Annotated in this window: 12 protein-coding genes; 3 read left to right on the forward strand and 9 right to left on the reverse strand. The window is 60.4% G+C overall.

Annotated elements, in window-relative coordinates:
* Positions 1–80 precede the first annotated feature (80 nt).
* Complete coding sequence (locus tag SINAC_RS11595) at positions 81–947, forward strand: hypothetical protein (protein ID WP_015245826.1); 867 nt, start codon at positions 81–83, stop codon at positions 945–947.
* 167 nt (positions 948–1,114) lie between these two features.
* On the opposite strand, the gene SINAC_RS11600 is transcribed toward SINAC_RS11595, so the two are convergent.
* Positions 1,115–1,780: an endonuclease III domain-containing protein gene (locus SINAC_RS11600; protein ID WP_015245827.1), complete on the reverse strand. Its 666-nt coding sequence runs from the start codon at positions 1,778–1,780 to the stop codon at positions 1,115–1,117.
* A gap of 304 nt (positions 1,781–2,084) precedes the next feature.
* On the opposite strand from SINAC_RS11600, the gene htpG reads away from it, so the two are divergent.
* Positions 2,085–3,959, forward strand: coding sequence for a molecular chaperone HtpG (gene htpG / locus SINAC_RS11605; RefSeq protein WP_015245828.1), 1,875 nt, complete (start codon positions 2,085–2,087; stop codon positions 3,957–3,959).
* Between the two features lie 84 nt (positions 3,960–4,043).
* Here htpG and SINAC_RS11610 read toward each other — a convergent pair whose 3' ends face one another.
* Both SINAC_RS11610 and SINAC_RS11615 read right to left on the reverse strand, forming a co-directional pair.
* On the reverse strand, positions 4,044–5,141 hold the full coding sequence (locus SINAC_RS11610; protein WP_015245829.1) for a zinc ribbon domain-containing protein: 1,098 nt from the start codon (positions 5,139–5,141) through the stop codon (positions 4,044–4,046).
* Positions 5,138–6,043 carry a hypothetical protein gene (locus tag SINAC_RS11615; RefSeq protein ID WP_015245830.1) on the reverse strand — a complete coding sequence of 302 codons (906 nt, stop codon included), beginning with the start codon at positions 6,041–6,043 and terminating at the stop codon, positions 5,138–5,140. Before SINAC_RS11615 ends, SINAC_RS11610 begins: the two co-directional genes overlap by 4 nt.
* Before the next feature lie 598 nt (positions 6,044–6,641).
* Between SINAC_RS11615 and SINAC_RS11625 the strand changes: the two genes are divergently transcribed.
* A protein-coding gene (locus SINAC_RS11625) for an ISKra4-like element ISSiac4 family transposase (RefSeq protein WP_086018129.1) occupies positions 6,642–8,032 on the forward strand; the annotation gives its coding sequence in 2 pieces (ribosomal slippage) (positions 6,642–6,849 and positions 6,849–8,032; 1,392 coding nt in all).
* Here the strand turns inward: SINAC_RS11625 and SINAC_RS11630 are convergent.
* The 6 genes from SINAC_RS11630 to SINAC_RS11655 form a co-directional block, all read right to left on the reverse strand.
* A complete protein-coding gene (locus tag SINAC_RS11630; RefSeq protein WP_015245831.1) occupies positions 8,017–8,202 on the reverse strand; it encodes a hypothetical protein in 186 nt (61 codons plus the stop codon). The genes SINAC_RS11625 and SINAC_RS11630 overlap by 16 nt on opposite strands.
* A 50-nt stretch (positions 8,203–8,252) precedes the next feature.
* Entirely contained in the window at positions 8,253–9,965 is a 1,713-nt protein-coding gene (locus SINAC_RS11635; protein WP_015245832.1) for a GTPase, read from the reverse strand.
* Positions 9,962–11,809, reverse strand: coding sequence for a hypothetical protein (locus tag SINAC_RS11640; RefSeq protein ID WP_244884953.1), 1,848 nt, complete (start codon positions 11,807–11,809; stop codon positions 9,962–9,964). Before SINAC_RS11640 ends, SINAC_RS11635 begins: the two co-directional genes overlap by 4 nt.
* Before the next feature lie 42 nt (positions 11,810–11,851).
* Positions 11,852–13,552 carry a M2 family metallopeptidase gene (locus SINAC_RS11645; protein WP_015245834.1) on the reverse strand — a complete coding sequence of 567 codons (1,701 nt, stop codon included), beginning with the start codon at positions 13,550–13,552 and terminating at the stop codon, positions 11,852–11,854.
* 158 nt (positions 13,553–13,710) lie between these two features.
* On the reverse strand, positions 13,711–14,421 hold the full coding sequence (locus tag SINAC_RS11650; RefSeq protein ID WP_015245835.1) for an apurinic/apyrimidinic endonuclease family protein: 711 nt from the start codon (positions 14,419–14,421) through the stop codon (positions 13,711–13,713).
* Positions 14,421–15,521: a hypothetical protein gene (locus SINAC_RS11655; protein ID WP_015245836.1), complete on the reverse strand. Its 1,101-nt coding sequence runs from the start codon at positions 15,519–15,521 to the stop codon at positions 14,421–14,423. Before SINAC_RS11655 ends, SINAC_RS11650 begins: the two co-directional genes overlap by 1 nt.
* Positions 15,522–15,659 lie beyond the last annotated feature (138 nt).

Below are 15,659 nucleotides of genomic sequence, written 5' to 3' on the forward strand. Positions count from 1 at the left end.
CTGGGCTCGACCTGGTCGGCGAGGGAGGGCGTCCCCGCTCATCCTCCTGGATGCGCCTCAGTCCGCTCTTTCGAAACGCCATGATTCGCACCGGCTATCTTCGCTGGGAAATTGACGTCGCCGACGAGCGGTCCCCGGTCGATCCCCGGGCCCGTGAGGTGACCTTTCGGGCACGGCCCAGCTATCGCGTGGTTCGCGTCAAAAGCACTGGCCATCTCGACGCCGCCGAGCAATTCACGCAGGGCGAAGCCACCTACGACACCGTTCTGAGAGCGATGCGCCGCGACGGCGAAGAGACCGACGTCGTCATCCCCGACGTGGGCCCCAGACCGTTCCGCTACTCGGAAAGCGATCGAGTGGAAACCCCTCGGTTCTGGATGATCAAGATCCAGCGCGAGGCCAACGCATTCGCTCACGAAGTCGTTCGCGCCGCGGCCGGGTTTCCCCAGATGGTCATTTCGAGCCCGGCCCTCCGCGCGGGCTATGCTCGACTCGTAGAGTGGGAAATCTTCCGGGTGATCGAAGGCCGAAGCACCCCGCAGCCGACCCGCGAGGACGAGCCGATGCGGCTCGATGCAGGGGCCTATCAGTCGGGAGTCCCTGAGCTCGTTGCGGCCGAGTTGGTTCGCGACGTCGTCGATGCAAAGGAATTCGACGAATTCTGCCGCTTCGATTGCGTGACTGTGCTCAACGGCGGCAAATACTTCCGGATCCCCCGCCGCCCACACGGCCTGATCGAAGTCTGGGACGCCCGGACCCAACGCCCCGAAGCTCGCCTCTGCGTGGTCTTTCAGGATCCCGGCATGCCGCCGTCGGACGAGGTGGTCATGAAATACCTCCTTGCCAAGCACCAGCCCGACCTCCTCTGGCAGGTCGGGATCAAGTTCAGCCCCCCGGCCGGCAAGTTTGAGTCGACCCCTCCTCGCCGGTGGCGGCGCGGCGATTAAATGGATCGAACCGGTTGCCCAACCGTTTCTGCAATGTATTCATATTCCAAAGTTCGGGGGAGAGAGCCTTCATCCCCTTTGCTGCATCGTTATTCTGCAAACCAATCATCAAAAAAACCACACGACAACACATTTAAGCAAATAAATTTATGTGTTTTTTCAAATTGTCATCGAGGATTGAGAACTCCGACTTGAGCACACATGGAGAGTAGAACGCAGGTAGAGCACTTGGGACGGGTCCCCGTACAGATGAACTTGCCGAACGGAACAAGTCTCTCATTGATCTCAATCCAGTAGTGCTGGGGCAAGGTTTCGGACAGCACCTCCGCCGTCTTCTCAGGACTGTGGGTCGAGACGTAGCCCCAACGGTTGACGATGCGGTGGACGTGGATGTCCACCGCAATCGCGGGCTGGCCAAACCCAACGGCCAACGTCAATGCAGCGATCTTGGGACCTACCCCTCGGAACGCGGTCAATCCTTCGAGCGTGTTAGGAACCACTCCTTGATGCTCTTCCACGATGCGTCGGGAGAGTTCGCGAAGATCGCGGGCCTTGACGTCGGCGAAAGTGGTGCCCCGGAGTAATTCCCTGATTCTCGACTCTTCCAGGGCGGCCATCTGGGCGGGGGTCCGGGCGACGGCAAAGAGGCGAAGACAGACAGTAAGCGTCGTTTCGTCGTGGGTCCGGGCGGAAATCAGGCTTCCCACCAACTGTTCAAACGGGGTGTCGAAGCCGCGATCGCGAAGGTCGAACATCGCGGCCTTCGCGAGTCCTGCGGTGGCGATCCGAAGCCGACGGAAGACTTCGTCGATTGCAAACGGTTCCTTGCTCATGAAGACGATCTGCTTTATCCGGAGGGAAAATCACCAAGCCATAACCCAAAGAACTCGAGACAACAGTTTCGATGCCAAATTGTCAGGGGGCTCCCCAGAGATTCGTCGCGATTGGCAGCCGGTTGGCAAGACTTACACCGAGTCGAATTTTCGAAAACCCCTACCAGAACGAAAGTTGCGGATTTCTTGACCGCTTGGTACGCACCTTGCCTGTTACGGTTGCTTTATCAGAGTCGAGAGGGAGAACCGCGCCTCTCGGATCTCACGAGCCTGGTCTCGCGATCTCATTCGATGGGGGCTTTCGATGGCAGCCGTTTCGGAACCGCAGGAATTTTCCTTTCAAGCTGAGATCAGTCAACTGCTCCACTTGCTGGCGCATTCGCTCTATCAGAGCAAAGAGATCGCTGTTCGCGAGTTGATCTCGAATGCGTCGGACGCCCTCGACAAAATGCGGTACGTCTCTTTGACCGAAGAGGCTCACCGCGACGAAGCGCCGTTGCAGATTGTGATCGAAGGACAGAAAGAACCGCGCCAGCTTGTGATCCGGGACAATGGGGTCGGGATGACTCGGGAAGAGCTGGTCGCGAACCTGGGCACAATCGCTCATAGCGGCTCGCTCGAATTCCTGAAGAAGGCGGTCAGCCAGAACAAAGGGGACCTCTCGCTCATCGGCCAGTTCGGCGTTGGCTTCTACTCGGCCTTCATGCTTGCCGATCGTGTGCGGGTCCGTACTCGCAGCTTCAAGGAAACCGAGGGATGGGAGTGGGAGTCGGATGGGACGGGGACGTTCCGGATCTCTCCGGCGGGACCGCTCGAGCGTGGGACCGAGGTGATTCTCCACCTCAAGGACGATGTCAGCGACTTCGTCGAAGAGTCGCGGATTCGGTCGATCGTGCGACGCTACTCGAGCTTTGTCCCCCATCCGATCCGGCTTGGCGACCAGGTGATCAACGACCAGAAACCGATCTGGGTTGAGCCCAAGAGCCAGGTCACTGAGGAGCAGTACCTTCAGTTCTACCAGCACTTGACGCACCACTCCAACGAGTCGCCGCTCTGGCATCTCCACCTCGCGGCCGATTCGCCGTTCCAGTTCCGCTCGATCCTTTACTGTCCTCCCAGCAACATCGAATTGCTCGGCTTCGGTCGGCTGGAGCATGGGGTCAGCCTCTGTGCCAAGCGAATCCTCGTGCAGTCCGATTGTCGCGAGCTCCTTCCCGACTACTTGCGCTTCCTGCACGGGATTGTCGACTCCGAAGATCTGCCGCTCAACGTCTCGCGTGAGACGCTGCAAGACAACACGGTGATTCGCCGGATCCGCAACACCCTGGTCAAAGGGGTACTCGATAAGCTGAACCAGATGGCCGATCAAGCGGCCGGTGGTTTTGAGGAATTCCACCGTCAGTTCGGCGGGATCCTCCGCGAAGGGATCCCCAGCGACCCCGCCAACCGAGAGCGCATCGCCAAGTTGCTCCGCTTCCCATCGTCGGATTCCGACGGGGCGAAGCTGACCTCGCTGGACGAATACATCAAGCGGGCCGGACCGGACCAGAAGCCTATCTATTACCTGGGTGGCCCCAGCCTGGCCTCGATCAAAACGAGCCCCAACCTCGAGATCTTCCGCCGGCGCGGGATCGAAGTCCTCTATCTGAGCGATCCGATCGACGAATTCGTCATGTCGACGATGCAGACCTTCGACGGCCGGCCGCTCACCTCGATCGATTCCGAGAACGTCGAGCTGCCCGAAGTGGAGGCCGAGAAAAAGGCCGACGAGGAGCCGCTTGTTGGGACGACGCGGGTGCTCGAGCTGTTCAAAGCGGCGCTCGGAGATCGCGTCAAGGAAGTTCGCGAATCAAAACGACTGACCGACAGCCCCTGTTGCCTGGTTAATGCCGATGGCGGAATGAGCAGCCAGATGCAGCGGCTCATGAAGATGGCCAATCAAGACTTCATGCCGGCCAGTCGCATTCTCGAAATCAATCCCTCCGCCCCCCTGATCCGCCGGCTCGGCAGCCTCAGTTCCAACCGAGATCACGACGACTTCATCAAGCTCTGCGCTCTTCAACTCTGGGCCAACGCGATGCTCCTCGAGGGGACCATCCCCGAACCCGAGAGCATGGTTGCCAGGGGCCAGTCGTTTATGGAAGAAGCCGCTCAGAAAAGGTCAACGATCATCGTCTGAGCAGAAAGGCGGGCGGGGAGCTGATCGCTTCCTGCCCCTCGCTTCTTTCAAAGCCGAGACCGGGGTGGGCACGGCCCACCCACTTTATTGCGCGGACTCGCCCGGCGATCGGCGAACCGGCTCAGCCGGAGGGGCCGCTTCTGTGGGTTCAGCCACCGGCTCGGGATCGCCCTCGCGCCGGGCGGAGATCACCTTCCAGCCGGTGTCGATCCCTTCCAGCCGGAATCGCATAAGCTTGAGGTAGAGCCGAGTGGGCGGGTCTCCGGACGATGCGAGTCGATCGGCGACCATGGCTGTGACCTCGGCGCGGTCGAGGATGTACGGCCCATCGGCTTTCAACGTCGGGAACGGGCGCTTCAAGAGGTGATCCCAAGTCTCGCGATTCGAGCCGAAATCGAGGGCGAGCTCCTTTTCACTCGGGGGCAGGGGGGGCTTGGCGTCCTCGACGAGTTGCTGATACGTCGGGATCAATTTTTTCGGAGCCAAGGCTCCTTCAGCCAACTTGTCGAAAGTCGAGGCCATCGCCTCGGCAGCGGCGAAGAGGTCGTCCGGGCTCCCGCTCGCGATCTTCTTGGCGGTTTCAGCCTGTTCGGCCTTGGCGGTGTGGAGTGCGTCAAGTGTTTCGGCGGCCGGGCCAAGCAGGTCGCGGGGTTGGTAGCGGCCGATTTCCGCGTTGTACTCGAACGACTTGTTCAGTCGATCGTGCAACTGGGCGATCGGGCGAAACGAACCCTTCAAGGGGCGATCGCGAGTGGGGTCATGCCTCACGTTCCGGAACGATCGAATGGCGGGAGGCTCATCAATAATCGAGACTTGCCGGGTCACTTCCGGGTTCTCATCCGACAGTGAACGAAGAAATGTTGAGGCCACAACCTCAATCGGGTCAGGCGGAACCGGGTGCCACCAGGCCTGAATCGTTGGCCAGGCAACGACCGTAGCCACCGCGAGACCGGAAACGAGGAGGAACAGGGCAAGCCAGGCTGGGCGGAATCGACGACGACTGGGAGCGTCGGCCGAGGGAACAAAGACGGACGCTTCGGCGGGCTCGGGGCGTTTAACCGCACCCCTCTTCAGCGTCATTTGCTTGGCCCCACACTTGGGGCAGGCCACGCGCTGGCCGCCGGCATCGTCGGCTGCCAGAAATGCGGCGTGACAGGCGGAGCAGGTCAGACGAATGCTCATGTCGGTTCCTTAGGAACTGAGCTTCCAGCGCTGGTGGGAAAAAGCGGTGCGCCTGTCGACCCCTGATCAACGCAGCGCGGACAGGCCTCTGCGCTCCCTTGGAAGGGGCGAGCGCAGCGGGGACAGAGGCCGGCTTTTCGCCGTAAATTTGGCAAGGCCGTCCGGAGACTGGCTCCTTCGGCCGTATCTCCAAAGGTTTCGGCGACGCGAGTTGCAAGCTGGGCGACCTCGTGCGCTCGACGTCCCGACCGAGCCCACCCTTGGAGCAGATTGACCAGCCAACGCACCAACTGACGATCGAGATCCACGAGCCGCTCGCCCCGCAGATGTAACGTGAGCGCGTCGCGGGCGTCGATCACGCGATCGGGATCATTCGCAGCTCGTCCCGCCTCCAACTCCTGGCGATGGGTCTCGATCATGCGGTCGCGTGCTCGGCCCAGTTCATCGCCAAGCGCCGACGCTTCAGACGCCGTCTGGCGATCGCGTGCGAGAGCCTCGATCAGATGCTCGGCCTCTTCCCAGCGACAATCGGTGATCGCCTTGCGAATGGCCGAGAGCCGTGGATCACTCGTGTTGTTGCCTTGGGAAGCAGGAGGCGACGCCTCGAGAGCGTTGGCGATCCGACCGAGCGTCGGAATCATCCGGAGTTCGATCAGGTCCGCGGTTCGCCAGGCGGCGTCCGCTCCATCGATCAGTAAGTCAATCAACTCCGCGGCAGCTTTCATGAGCCGGCCCGCGACCCAACCACCCAATCCAAATCCTCCGATCGTGAGCAGAGCCACGAGCCCCATGATCCGTCGTTCACCCCAGGTGAACTGCGCATCGGAGAGCATCGGCCCGACCTGATCGAGAAACACAGAGATGCCGGCCCCCCACAGTCCGAGTCGAACCAGAGGAGCCATTCGTCCCAGCACCTGGCGGGAGGTCCGAAGCGCCTGGTAGCGAGATGTCCGACGAACCGGGTCAATCATGTCGAGGCCGCGGGTCGAGAGGGGAAAGGCCGCCGGTGCCAACGCATGTTATTAATTATGGCGCAAGCGGATCGTTGCCGCCAGCAAGTGCTCCTGATTCGGTAAAGCGGACGAATCAAAGCCGACTCCGCACTGTGACAAGATTGGAACTTGCAACGCAGACCACGGCCCCTTCTTGCATTCCCTGGGACCGCTGGCGCCCCGCCCGCTCTTGATTTGAAATCAAAAGAACAAATTCAATCAAACAAGATAAATTGATTTAAAATTCGATCAAGCCCCCCCGCAATCCCAGGGATAGCTCTTCCGAATCATCGTACGTTGAAAACGCAACCTGCCCCCTCTCCTAGAAATCGCGATCGGTAGTGACGGGCTTCGTGTTCCGAAGAACCGGCCACTCTGCAAAGGCAAGGAAAAAGAGTAAACCAATGTTGGCGGCGGTGAGCGTCTTGACAGTTGGTGGAATCTTTGTACACAAGAGGGAAACCGGCGGTACCTGAGGAAAACCCGACCTCGGAAACGGAGTCCATCCATGCCGACCGCACCCGTGCCTCCCGAGAAACAGGCTGAAATCGCGGGGCTCGAGCAAGCCATCCGCGAGGCCGTCGATGCCGAAATCAGCGAACTCGCGGCCAATCTTGCCATCACCGACGACGCCCACCTCTTCGGCGCCAACGAATTCAAGATCCGGGCCCTGGCTCACAAGATCGCCGCCAAGGCGATCGAGCAGCACCTGACGCGAAAAAAAACGGATACGACGGAGCCAGCGTAACCTGTCCCCACTGTAGCCGGACGGCGGAGTTTCATTCGCACCGCCTGCACACCTCCTTCACCCTTGTGGGAGCCGTCCGCTACCGCCGGGCTTACTACCTCTGTCGATGCTGTGGCAAGGGGCTGTTCCCCTTCGATCGCGAAGCGGGGCTGACGACCCGCGACTTGACGCCGGCTTTGGAACGCGTCGCGAGCTTGGCCGGGGCAGTTGCCGACAGCTTCGAGAAGGGGGCGGAACTGCTCGAAGAGATGGGGGGTGTCCGGGTCTCGGAATCGACTGTCGAACGGACCACCGAAGAGGCCGGTCAACGTCTGGCTGAGGCGGTCCAGGCCGGCTCGCACTTGGGTCCCCCGGCCGACTGGCCCTGGCACAAGGATTACGAAGGCCAACGTTGTGCGTACGTCGAACTCGACGCCACTGGGGTGCGGCGTCAAGGGGAGGGAGGGGGACCCGCCGAAGGCCGCATGGCCTACGTGGGGATGGTCTGTAACCCCACCCCGGAGTGGCCTTGGCCCGACGAGAAACCGCAGCCGATGCAGGCGCGTTACCTCGCGGGCCTGTATCCCTTGGAGGAGTTCGGTCCCTTGCTCCGCACGCCCGCCGGAGACGTCGGTATGGACCGGGCCGATCGCTGGATCGGCCTCTCCGACGGCGGCGCGGGCCTGGAGGATCGACTCCGTGAAAACTTTCCGCGTGTGGAAGTGATCATTCTTGACTTTTTTCACCCTGCGGAGAAGCTCACCGGCTTGGCGCGTCTGCTGCACCCTCAGGACGAGGACCAAGCCGAAGACCAAGCCCGGCGATGGCGACAGTTGCTCAAAGAGGAAGGGGGCGCGGTGTTGGGATCTGTCCTGCGGGAATGGGACTGGCCGCGCCGGCCTGGCCTGGGCGAAGCCGCGACCGAGTTAATCGGTTACCTTGAACGCCAGGCGCACCGGATGGACTATCCCGAATACCTGGCGCGTGGCTGGTGTATCGGGAGCGGGGCGATCGAGAGCGCGTGCAAGACGGTGGTGGGGCAGCGTCTGAAACTGGCCGGAATGCGTTGGGGCGAAGACGGCGCTCACGCCCTCTGCCACCTCCGCGCCCTCTACCGCAGCGAAAAAGGCCAGTGGGACGCCTTCTGGAATCGCGACTATTCCAGCAACTGAACGTCCGTCCTACCAACTAATGTGATGCTCACCGTGTTGGCGGCGGGAATGATGGCGAGAAGACTGAGTGCCCCCGGAAATCCGGCTTTCCGACAGATTCGCCAGATGGGCCAGAGGTAGAGCAGGCCCGAAAACGCAACGACCATGAGCTCAATAGGTCCAATTCGCATCGCCGATCTCCGATATAAAGTGTGAGGCGGGGACGGTCGGATGTTGATCCTCAGAGCGATGACTCTTCACCTTGGAGCGCACTCTGAAGGACAATCAAGGGCTCACGAAGGTCGGCGAGATCGGCCTTAAGGTCGGTACGGTACGCTTCGATCCAGAGATCCACAGTGCGCCAGATGACTCGCGAGACCGACTGAGGTCCGAGCGACGGACCGAACCAGCGGGTGCCACCTGGTAAGAGAACCGAGACCAAACCCTGGAGCGCGAGGAAGAAAAGAACCATCATGGCGAGCAAATGCCAGAGGAGCGTGAGTCCGGCATAGGTACCCGAGAAAAGGTCTCGGGTCATGACAAAGAGTCCGATCACGACGAACGCCGACGGTACGAGACCGCCCAGGCTACTTGCAAGCCAGATGATCGATCGGCCTTGTTCGGAGAGTTGGACTGCGGCCAGCTCAAAGCCGGCTTCAATCTCTTGGGAAATTTCCCCGATCAGCCCGGTGCCGTCGACGTTCGCAGTCAGTTCACGCCAGCGTTCGATGGGAAGGTTGTTCGTATAGAGAAGGTTTTGAATGTCCCGTGCTTGCGAACGAAGGACGTTTTCCACTGCGCCTCGAGCGGCCCGGTCAAGGGTGGACTCGATCAGGCTGGGGCGGTCGGCCTGGCGGCGGCCGATGGAACGACGGACCAGGTTCGTCAAACCAAAACTGACGAAGTCGCAGAGCGCTAACCAGAATCGGAACGGTCCCCAAAACCGCTCGTGCCGATGGATGACCAACAAGGGGACAAGCTCCGCCTCGACGGCCGCCAACGGTTCGGCAATTGTGCCGGCGAGCCGGGTCCCGGCCTCACCGGCGCGAGCTGTCGCCAACCGCGCAACCTCCTCCAGTTTCGTGAAAAAGGCGGGGGGAGCAATCCGGTCGACTTCCGCTTGAAGGTGAGTGATCACGGCCTCGCGTTGGCGGCGCAAGAGCCGAGCGATCTCACTGCTGTGGAGTTCGCGTTCGATATAAGCGCGCAGTGCGACCATGTCATCGACGTCGGCCGCGAGGTTGGGGAGAAGGCCCGAGGAATCGGGCACGTGGGCCCGGGCGCACAGGTGAAAAATCCGGATATCCTCATGTCCCAGCGCAGCGAAATGGGCTCGGAGGTCCGCGGTGATCTGATCGAGCTCTTCGGCTGATCCGACCCGATCGACCTTGTTGAGGATCGCCGCAGCGGCGCTGAACTCGGTCTCGGTGCGCAGGATCGACCAGGTCCGCTCCTCCAGGTAGCGTTCCGGGCTGAACACGTAGAGGACCAGGCCGGACCGTTTGAGGAGCGCCTTGGTCGTAGCGCGATGCTGGACCATGAAGCTATCGAGGTCGGGGGTATCGACGAGCATCTTGTGACGGAGCTCGGGACGGTCGTGGGCGACGAACGTCGCTTTGCTGGCCAGTTCCTCGGTCAGAGAACCGAGCGAGTCTTCCTGATGATGATAGGCCTGCAAGTGCCGGGTCGTGGGGCGAATCTCGCTCGACTCGGCGATTACGGTGCCGGCGAATGCGTTGATCAGCGTGCTTTTGCCGGCTCCCGTCCCCCCCGCGAGTGCCACGGTCAGAACGGGCTCGGAAGGCCCAAGCCATTGGGCACGCGCCCGCTCGATCAACGATTCGACGAGCGCCTTCTCGGAAGGGCGGATTGCAACCGCTCGAGGCGTCTGGATCCGCTCGGAGAGCCGCTCGAGTGCAAGCGTGATCGACCGTTTCGTGAGTTCCTCATTCACGGCCGGCTCCCTCCTGCAATCCGAGTCGCCTCGGCCTTGATCGATGCGAAGTCGGCACGTGCCGCATCGAGGTCGCCCGCGCTGACGGCCCCGGGGAAGAGGTTGCGCACCGGTTGCTCAAGGTGAACCTCGACGAGTTGACGCATGGCCTGCAATTGGACGGCTTTCAGCTCCGAACGAAGCGTCTCCAGATAGCGCCCCAACCCCCACTCGAGGAGGTTCTGCCAGACTCCGGCAACGACCGGGCCCAGGACAGCGTCGGACCAATCGAGGCCCGCGGTCTTGATCACCAGCGCAACGGAGGTTGCGCTCGCCATGAGGTTCGCCCCACGCATCGTGGCCAGTTTCTTGGGGTTCTCGCTGAGCGTCTCATAGAGATCTTCCGCGCGTCGCCTGACCAGGCGTTCCATGCGTTCCCGGTAGGCCTCGAACGCACGATCAAATGGGCCCATCAATTCGGTCCGAAAACGATCACTCTCCAGTTCCATCACGATCGCGGTCCATTCGTCGCTACTTTCCGAACGAGCGAGCACTTGTGCTTCAGCCTTGATCGCGGCAAGCCAGTGCGGGATCACGTCCTGGAGAATCTCCTGCTCGGGCGCAGGCTTCGGTACGTCCGTCCGATGGCCGAGCAAACTTCGAATCCCTCGACCCGCGAGGCGCAGAGGAATGCGAACCACCCGACCGGTCAGATCCAGAATCGGGCCAATCAGAGGAACCTGGAGGAGTTCCATGAGATGGAGCAACGTCCGGTTCAGCTCGCCATAGCGAATCCCCTCAAGATAGTCGCGCTGGTAGGGTTCAAGAATCGATTCGCGGGTCAGCTGAGCGACAGTGGCTTGCCAACGGGCCGAGGCATTCACTTCGTGGCTGAGCGGCCCCAAGAATTCGTCGAGGTGCCGTTCGAGAAAATCGATGGAACCCATCAACGATCGCTGCTTGAGGGCGGGGCCCAACGCCGCCTCCCGCTGGACCGCCTCGCGGAGCACGCCCGCCTCGTCACGTCGAAGGAGTTGCTCCAAGCGATCGAGAGTCGAAACGCCTGGGATTTCGGGCAGCCGCAGGACAGGAGCCTGACTTCCTCCGGCGCTTCCAAGCGTGCGGCCGACGTCTTCAAGCAACGTGCGATTCTCGGGAAGCTTGTTGGCCACAATGAGGGTGGTGACGCCTGAATCCCCGACCATCTTGAGGAGCGAGGTCCCGCGGTCGTCAGCATAGCACTCATCGGTCACCGTCATCACGACGAGATCGGCAAGAGCCAGCAAGTCAAGGATGGTGCCGAGGTAAGAGGTGGACTGTTCGGTGGAAAAATCAGGCGCATCCCAAACAATCGCCGTCGGCGCAGCCAACGGAGCGAGCGGCACACCGGGCAGGCGGTCGATATCGAGAAGAGCGAGGGCCCGCCGATAGCCGTCGCGTTGCAATTCTTCATCGGACTGGCGAGGCGGATGTTCGTCGTGATAGCGCCGATACCCTTGAAATCTCGTGGGGTTCCCCATGAGCCAGCGATCACCGAGCGTGGAGGAGCGATACGCCTCAGGGTGCTGGCTACAGCGTGCGCGTACTCCCATCCCCGCCGCGGGTCGACCGACAAGCACATTCACAACCGTAGATTTCCCGGTATTCGTCCCCCCGAAGAGGGTGATATGGACCGGGTCGGTAACGATCCAGTCCGGCTGAAACGCGGGGCGCACGCGCATCCGCAACTGAGCGATTGCATAGGCGAGGACCGGGGCATGGATTGCATCGTCCGATGCCCAGCGGCCTTTTCCGCTCAGCGGCAGAGCGCGTACGAGGACCACGGTGAGCCGGTCGCACGCGGCCAATGGATCGGTCACCCTCATCTCGTCGCCCATTCGAACGTGTCGCTCCCTGACCTCATCCGTTCAATGGCTCTGGAAATCGAGGGCGAACGCCTTCGGGTTCAGACTTTGACCAGTCACATGCCGCGTGAGGTCATCCCAGGTCAGCGAGCGGCCCGGACCGAAGAGTCGTTCCTTGAGAAATCGACCGACCGCCGGATTGCCCACGTAGCTTGCCTTCGACGGATCGACCCCCTGAAGCACCTCGCGTGCGATCGTATGATGAACCTGGGCCGCGAACAACTCCCCCATCATGTAGTTATGATAGTAGGCCGGGGCGCTGACGATGTGGATCTTGCTCGCGTAGTCAGGCGCGTTGCGACCTTCCGGCCGGCGAACTTCCTGGTATTTCTCCACCAGGTCCCACCAGAGGGCGTTCAAGTCCTGCTCAGGGTTCTCGTAGAGCGCCTTCTCGAACCGGAGCATAACCTGGCACCAGCGTGAAAAGATGAGCAGCTTGTTTTTTCTCATCTTTGCCCCCGCCTCGTCGAAGCCGCGAGGATCGGCGAGCTTGACGCCCATCTGCTGGAGCCAATCGGCATCTTTCGAGAATTTCTCAAACATCATGGCCACCCCTTCGGTGGTCAAGATGTGCGCCTCGGTCCGCAGCACATAGGGGAGGTCGCGAGGAATGTTCTTGCTGCTGTAGACCGAGTGACCGAGTTCATGGAGCATCGTGCCCATCCAATACTCGTTGGGCACGATGTTGGCCAGGACCCTCACATCCCCTTCGCGGTCGATATCAATGCAGAAGGCGTGCGGACTCTTCCCCGGCTTCTCATAGAGATCGCTACGGCCGATCACGTCTTCGATCGGGAGCCCGATTCCGGCATAGAACTTCCGGCAGAGGTCGAGGATGTCGGCCTTGGCATAAGCCTCGTCAAGGTCGGTCTTGAAGACGGCCGGCGTTTCCTGGAAGAACGGATCGTGATAGTGCCAAGGGCGGAGATCGGCCACGTTCAGTCCGAAGTTGTCGGCGAGCTTGGTGTCAATCTCCGCCTTCGCGGCGTGAAAGGGCGCGCGTGTCAGTGCGTCCAGCTCGTCGAACAAGGTGAGAACCTGCTCCTGCGATTGCTCGTTCAGATGCAACTGCATCGCATGGTAGTTTTTGAATCCGAGCGTGTGGGCCGCCTCGTTCCGGAGGGCGACGAGTGTCTTCAAATCCGCCTCGACCGTCGCTCCGACCCCCTTGCTCGCCTCCCAGACCGCCTTGCGCCGGGGCAGGTCGTCCGATTCCTTCAACACCTTCCGGACCTCGCTGTCGGCCATTTCATGGCGATCAACCGTGGCGCGGTAGGCGTTAAACGCCTTTTCGATGGCGTTGGCCTTGGCGGTGATCTTCCGGAGCAATTGGGGATCGACCTGTTTCTCGAGGTAGCTCAGATAGAGCACCTCGATCTGGCGTTTGAGGACAGGGTCGGCGACGTGACCTTGCTTGATCGCTTTAAGCTCGCTGAACCGCTGAGGATCGGCAAGGGCGGCGTCCAGTCGGTTCTGAGCCTCCTCCTTGGTCGCGAAATCTTCGTCCTTACCGGTGACGTTGGCGTTCCACCAGGCGAGGGCAGCAGCCTGCTCCAGTGGCCGGATCCGGGTCACATGATCGCTGACGAAGCGCTGGGCCTTCACGTCGTCGGCAGTCGCCTCGGGAGCGGCTGAGACGGCCTGGATGTCGGAGATTCCCATGAGCAGTACCGTCAACGTCAGGATCGCGGATCGATGAAGCATGTTACTTGGCTTCCTCGTGCCATCGAGCGGAATTTGCGAGCGGACATCTTCTCACGGGCGCCTTCAAGATGCAATCGGCGCTTCGGAGGCGGTCGCGCAGTGGCTACTCGGTGCCTGAGGACGAAACCGGCGGTCCCACAACTCCGAATTCCGATGGATTAACCAGCCTGACCGGCTAACGTGACGTCTAAAGAACTTGCCGCCATCTCAAGTTGCTCTTTGAGCTGCTCCTGTTTCGCAGGCGTCTCCAAGATCGCTGGAACCGTCCTGGGAATGAGAAAAGCGACCGTGCGGAAGGAATGAGCAGCATTGAATGATATGATGTCATGCTTGCTGCTTGTATTGACCACACTGATGTGAATTTGCTCGATCATTCCACGGAAGGCTTTGACGATTCTGTAGGCTTCCGTCATGGAGGTGTCGACTTGGCGAGCGTGAGCAATGTCGAAACACATTTTTGCGTTGGGAAGCGATTCAAAAATGCGTTCCAGCTCTTCCGCTGTCCGCCCCACAGGCTTGCGTTTGTCCATATTCTCGATGAAGAGAAGCGGCCCGAAATGCCTCCAAGGCGCGAAGTCGCGAATCACATCCGGATGAGCGACAATTGGCCATCCCTTCTCGGCGAAAAAGGCGAGTTTCTCCGCAACGACGGCATCCTGGTCAGCGCCGTAGTCCGTTGGTGCGTGGACCGAAATGTGGGAGAATCGATCCAGGTCTGCCCGCCCGACAAAGTCCAATAGCCCAGGCAATTCACGAATCCGGAGTGCCGACAGTTCGATCGCATCGACGTTGATTCCATCTAACATCTTCAAGGCTTGATCGAAATCGCTGAGGGCCAAGGCACCCGTGGAGAAGCCGAAAGGCCTCATCAGAAGACTCCGTACGTCTTGGTGATCTCGTAAAACTGAGGACAGCCCTCGGGATTGAAGAAAACGGAGTCGAGTGCCCCTTGGAACTCGTGGCCGAGGTCTCTCACTCTCTGGTAGACGGGATCTGTAGCCACATCGGCTTGACTCAGATGATCCAGCCGTGCGCGTTGCTCGTCATCGTTCAATATCGAGAGGAATGCGTCATAAGCACCGAACATCCTGGCAGCGGCCGTGCTCAGTTGTTCGTTCTCGAGAAATAGCTTCGCAAAGATCGCGAGCGGCGTCATCTTTACGTATTTGCCAATATGCTCAACAATAGCCAGCGCAGCGGGTTCAACGTCGTCGATTGCTAATGTAACGAGATCCCCATCGCCCTTGCGGAATGTCGACGGTTCCAGGGCATCGGACGCACAACTGAAGCACATCAAGAGGCCGGCGGCGTACGTCAGTTTCCGAGGAAGCCTGAGCTTCGCCGTACGGAGTGCCCAACCTCGACCGGCACGCTTCTTCCGCTTGTAGGCGAAGTCGACTGCAAGAGTTCTCCAGTACCGGGCCATGTCATTCTGGAGAAATCGCGGTATATTCATTGGATTCCGGGCATGCATCCAGCCGAAATCCTCGCGAATGTAACGACCCAAGACGTTGTTGATCACCCTCCGATACGCATCGTCTCTGCCAAGACAAGTAGATTCGAGAAGAAGAAGCATACGGCGTGTCAGGTTAGCATTCGTATCGTCACTTCCGCCAATATGGTGGATCAGGTCGTGGCTGAAGACCAGGCCACCGAAGGTCGCTTCCGCGCCCGGGCCTTTGACCGCCTGCTCCTCCATGTAAGACTCGATCGCTTGCGATGCCTCGAGATGTGCTGGGTCAGCAATCCCATCGACAAGAAGGATCCAGTCGAGGTCGCTCCCCGAGGTAAGCTCTGCCCGGGCCAGTGACCCATTGATAACAATGCTCGTATCTTCGGTGGTATACTTTGCTAACGCAGAGTTGAGGTCCACAATCTTAGCTGCCGAATTCTCCGCAGCAGTGGTGATGGCCTTCCACTCGACGCCAAGCTTGCCGGAGAGCTGTTGGACAAGGCCACCTGTTGCCACGATTTTCGATAACCCTCTACATTCTAGCGATTTAAGTCCAGGGTTAGTTACTTGCCATGTTGGCTTTTTGGGATATCGCAGTATACCGGTGCTTGGTGGAAAGGTCCACGTTGAGCGAATCGATTCGCACCCGAAAAC

It is taken from the genome of Singulisphaera acidiphila DSM 18658 (assembly GCF_000242455.2).
Classification (GTDB): domain Bacteria; phylum Planctomycetota; class Planctomycetia; order Isosphaerales; family Isosphaeraceae; genus Singulisphaera; species Singulisphaera acidiphila.